Annotated in this window: 6 protein-coding genes and 1 pseudogene; 2 read left to right on the top strand and 5 right to left on the bottom strand. The window is 66.4% G+C overall.

All coding sequences use genetic code 11. The features are described from left to right. A partial coding sequence (locus JWQ89_RS05320) for a LuxR C-terminal-related transcriptional regulator (RefSeq protein ID WP_299639059.1) occupies positions 1–205 on the top strand: 205 nt, incomplete at its 5' end. A 208-nt stretch (positions 206–413) separates the two neighbouring features. On the opposite strand, the pseudogene JWQ89_RS05315 reads toward JWQ89_RS05320, so the two are convergent. The 4 genes and pseudogenes from JWQ89_RS05315 to JWQ89_RS05300 all read right to left on the bottom strand — a co-directional run. Next, a pseudogene (locus JWQ89_RS05315) lies at positions 414–845 on the bottom strand (lytic transglycosylase domain-containing protein); the annotation flags it as partial. 289 nt (positions 846–1,134) lie between these two features. Next, positions 1,135–1,500 carry a GFA family protein gene (locus JWQ89_RS05310; RefSeq protein WP_299639058.1) on the bottom strand — a complete coding sequence of 122 codons (366 nt, stop codon included), beginning with the start codon at positions 1,498–1,500 and terminating at the stop codon, positions 1,135–1,137. Positions 1,501–1,606: 106 nt separating this feature from the next. Further along, positions 1,607–2,167, bottom strand: a complete 561-nt coding sequence (locus tag JWQ89_RS05305) for a thermonuclease family protein (RefSeq protein ID WP_299639057.1) — start codon at positions 2,165–2,167, stop codon at positions 1,607–1,609. Between the two features lie 147 nt (positions 2,168–2,314). Next, the gene (locus JWQ89_RS05300; RefSeq protein WP_299639056.1) at positions 2,315–3,148 is read right to left on the bottom strand and encodes an alpha/beta fold hydrolase; all 834 of its coding nucleotides are present in this window, start codon (positions 3,146–3,148) and stop codon (positions 2,315–2,317) included. A 200-nt stretch (positions 3,149–3,348) separates the two neighbouring features. Here JWQ89_RS05300 and JWQ89_RS05295 point away from each other — a divergent pair, with 200 nt between their 5' ends. After that, positions 3,349–3,762, top strand: coding sequence for a DUF1810 domain-containing protein (locus JWQ89_RS05295; RefSeq protein ID WP_299639055.1), 414 nt, complete (start codon positions 3,349–3,351; stop codon positions 3,760–3,762). Here JWQ89_RS05295 and JWQ89_RS05290 read toward each other — a convergent pair. Further along, positions 3,745–3,995, bottom strand: a 251-nt coding sequence (locus tag JWQ89_RS05290) for an MFS transporter (RefSeq protein ID WP_299639053.1), incomplete at its 5' end; no start/stop codon positions are given. The two genes, JWQ89_RS05295 and JWQ89_RS05290, sit on opposite strands and share 18 nt — an antisense overlap.

The following is a 3,995-nucleotide window of genomic DNA, read 5'->3' as shown; positions in this document are numbered from 1 at the left end:
CACCGTCACGGTTAAGGGGTTCGGCACCCTGACCTACCGCGAGCGGCAGATCCTGCAATATGTCGTCGATGGCAGCACCAACAAGGAGATCGCAGTCGATCTCGGGCTGTCCTACCGCACCGTCGAGGTGCACCGCCGGCACATCATGGAAAAGATCGGCGCCCGCAACACCGCCGAACTGGTCCGCCTCGCCATCGAGAGCTGAGTTTCAAATCCCTCCCGCGCGAGCGAGAGGACTTCCGCGGCGCCCCCAAAGGGACGCCGTACGACCACCGGCGTCACCGCCGCTGAAAGCGCCGCTCCCTGTTTGCGATGGCTCCCGAACAGAGTGAGGCGCTCTCGCGGGGCACCTGCTCCGATCACCTTCTCCCACAAGGGAAGGTGATCGACAGCCACATCGGCGATGGGGCGCCCTAACGCAGGCCCGCGGCGTCGAGCAGGCCGAGGCGCTTGGCGTCGTAGTAGTAGCCGCGGGCGTAGTAGCGCACGGCGCCGTCGGAATTGTAGCCGGCAACGACATAGGCGCCGCGCAGGTACTTGACCGCGTATTTGAGATTGGTCTCGGCATCGAGCAGGCCCGAGGCGCTGCCGCGATAGCCCATCGACCTCGCCGTATCGTGCCGGATCTGCATCAGGCCGTAATACGGCCCGTGGCGGGCGGCCGGGTTGAAGCCGCTCTCGCGCGCCACCACCCGGCGGATCAGTTGCTCGGGGACATCGTAGACCGCCGCATACTTGGCGATCAGCCCGTCGACGCCGGACGATGGCGTGCGCACCGGCGCCTCGGCGAAGGCCATCGGCAGGAACGCCTCGTCTTCGGGACGGACTTCGGGGACCGGCGCGACCGAAGCGACCGCCGCCGGCGAGGCCGGCTTGAAGGCCGGCAGGCCCGCCATCGAGCAGCCCGCGACCAGCCCGGCAAGGGCGGGCGCGGCAAGCACCATGCGCACGGCGCAAGAAAGAGCGGGGGCCCTGAACATGTGCCTCTATTAACAGAAGCTTTTCGAGGGGGGAACCCTGGGCGGGCTTCGGGCGCCAGGGCAGATGGCGGGCGGACGACGCAGGTGGGGGGCCACCCCCACCCTCGGTCCCTTCCCACAAGGGAAGGGAGGCGCCGGGCAGTTCCGGTCCGGCCTACCAGAGGTTCCGGCCGTCGATCTCCGTTACCACCAATGCCTTGAGGTCGAAGTCATCCAGCAGCCGGGTGTTGATCGCGAATTTCAGCTTCTCGGGCACCTCGGTGTCGCCGAGCGACCAGTCCGGGCTGACGCCGTACGTAGCGCAGCCGCAGTTGGCGCAGAAATGGTGCTTGTTGTAGCCCGTGACGGAATAGACCGCGCCGTGGGTGTCGGACAGGATCTTCGGCGCTTCCGGCGGGTAGTAGGACCAGAGCCCACCCGACTTGGTGCAGAACGTGCAGGTGCACGAGGTGGCATGGGTCGGCGTGTCCGGCAATTCGATCCGGGTGCCGCCGCAATGGCAGGTGGCGATGCTGGTCATCGGGGTCTCCTGGGTTGGTGAGGCAGTGTCACCTACCGCTCCTGACAGGGCATGTCAGGAGCGGAAACCCTTCCAACCGCCGGTGGTGGAGGGGACGATGGTGCCCTCAGCACCATGGGTGTTGAGCCCCGTCCCAGCGGTGCGCCAGACCCTCGCTGACCAGTTGCCCCCCGAGCGACGCGCCGCCGCGGGTCACCACCCGGAGCTTCCTGCCATAGCGGTCCTCGTCGCGATCGGCCGGCTCGAGAACGAACGGGCCGGCATTGAGCAGTGCGGTGAGGCGGCGCGTCGCCTGGTCGCCCAGGGCCTTTTCCGCCGGACAGGCAAAGCCCTGCACCTCGGGCGTGTCGATATCGGCGATGCGGTATTTCGTGCCCTCGAGCCAGAACGTATCGCCATCGACCACGCAGGTCTGCCGCGCCCCGGCGCGGCAGACCGGGAAGCTGGCGGTGACCATCGGCACCGACGGGGCAGCGATCCCCGGCAACCGCACCGGCAGTGCCCCGAGCACGAGGCTCGCCACCGCGGCGCTGGCGGCGAAGGCCAGCAGCATCAGCCACAGCGTGGTCCAGCGGGCCTTGCTGCGCCGGCGGGTGGCGGCTCGCTGCAGCGAGGCCAGGACTTGCGGATCGCTCCGCCGTAGCCCGAACCGCTCGATTTCCGCCATCGCCGCCCCCCAAATCACCCGCGGCGAAGGGTTCCACGCCCGCCGATTCACGGCGGCAAGGAAACTCCGTAAGGATGAATGCGGGGTTCACGGCAGGCAAAAGGGCCGGCAGTTCCCTGCCGGCCCCTGTTCGCGGACTGCGTCAGGTCAGGACGGCATGGGCTGGGGCGGCTGCGGCAGCTTCTGGTTGAGGAACACCGGCACCACGGCCTTCAGGATCTCGACATTGGCAGGGTTGAAGAACACCCCGATATGGCTGGTGCCGGGCAGCACCAGCAGCTGGGTCTTGGGCAGGCCCGCCATGTCGCCGTTGACGATGCCGCCGGCGGCCTTGTGGTGCCTCGCGATGTAGTCGAGCCCGATGATATCGGCGTCGCCATAGATATAGAGCGAGGGGACACTGATCCTCGCGAACTCCGCCGACCAGTCGAAGGTGTTGCGATCGAGCTGCTTCAGCTTCTCGACCAGCTCGGGGAACTTCTCCGGATGCGGCGAGAGCCGCAGGTATTCGGCCGAGAACGGGGTGTCCTTGAACATCTCGGGGGTAATGGTGTCGATCATCTTCATGAAATCGGGACCCATCACCTCCTCGTTGTAGATGTAGCCAGCCGAGGCGGCGACGATGCGGGAAACCTTCTCGGGGTGATCGATCGCCACGCGGATGGCGACGGCGCCGCCCATCGAATAGCCGAACAGCGCGGCCTTCTCGATGTTGAGCTGGTCGAGCAGCGCTACCACATCGGCGGCCATGCCCTCGTAGGTGATGGGGGTGTCGCGATCGGTAGTGCGGCCATGGCCCTGCAGCTCGACGGCGATCACCTTGTGGTCCTTGGCCAGGGTGGGGATGAGGCCATCCCAGTTGGATGGGATCGACATGTAGGCGCCGTGCAGCAGCACTAGCGGTTCGCCTTCGCCGTGGACCTCGTAGTACATCTCGAGCCCGTTGATCGAGGCGGTCTCGGCTTGTGCAGCAGGGCTCATGACAGCAACTCCGATGGCTAGGGCGGCACTAAGAAGGGCAGTTCTCATCATCACTCTCCTGTTGTCCCCGGCGCGTTCCTTGCGCCGTCTACCCACACGACGACCGGGATAATCCGGAATCGACACGATGGATGAAAAACCTGTCCGGGTCTGGAGAGGTTCGGTAATGCCGTGGCGGAAGGGCATGGTAATCTCGCCGCATGTTCGAGCATTTCATTGCAGCGCAAGGTCCGATCTACGCCGAGGTTCTCGCCGAGCTCCGCGCCGGGCGAAAGACCACGCACTGGATGTGGTTCATCTTCCCGCAACTGAGGGCGCTGGGCCGCAGCGCGACGGCGCGGCGGTTCGGTATTGCCGATGTCGAGGAGGCGAGGGCTTACCTGGCTCATCCGGTGCTGGGGCCACGGCTCGTCGCGTGCACCGAGACGGTGAACGGGGTTGGCGGCCGCACGGCGCATGAGATTTTCTCGTCGCCCGACGATTTGAAATTCCGCTCGTCGATGACGCTGTTCGGCCATGTGGCGCCGGGGGAGCCGATGTTTGCGGCCGCCCTGGCGAAGTATTTTGGCGGCACAGCCGACGACCGGACGTTGAAACTACTCGCCGCGCAGTGAGAGGGTTCTGGCCACCGGCAATGCCAGCGCGCACATCGCCGCCATGAACCAGAACGCGCGGGCACCCCAGACCTCGTATAGCGGACCGGCAGCCAGCGTCACCACGGCATACATCGCGCCCATGGCGATGGTTGCGTAGAACGCCTGCGCGGTCGCCGCGAGCTGGCGGGGTACGGAGCGGCCGATCACATCCATGCAGGCCAGGTGCAGCAGCGCGAAGGTGAAGCCGTGCA

The organism is Devosia sp. (genome assembly GCF_028290645.1).
Classification (GTDB): Bacteria; Pseudomonadota; Alphaproteobacteria; order Rhizobiales; family Devosiaceae; genus Devosia_A.
This window is presented reverse-complemented; position numbering and strand designations above follow the sequence as displayed.

Coding starts and splice junctions, on each gene's coding strand:
- JWQ89_RS05305 (WP_299639057.1), bottom strand. CDS start 2,167: ATGGCGGAAATCGAGCGGTTCGGGCTACGGCGGAGCGATCCGCAAGTC.
- JWQ89_RS05300 (WP_299639056.1), bottom strand. CDS start 3,148: ATGAGCCCTGCTGCACAAGCCGAGACCGCCTCGATCAACGGGCTCGAG.
- JWQ89_RS05310 (WP_299639058.1), bottom strand. CDS start 1,500: ATGACCAGCATCGCCACCTGCCATTGCGGCGGCACCCGGATCGAATTG.
- JWQ89_RS05295 (WP_299639055.1), top strand. CDS start 3,349: ATGTTCGAGCATTTCATTGCAGCGCAAGGTCCGATCTACGCCGAGGTT.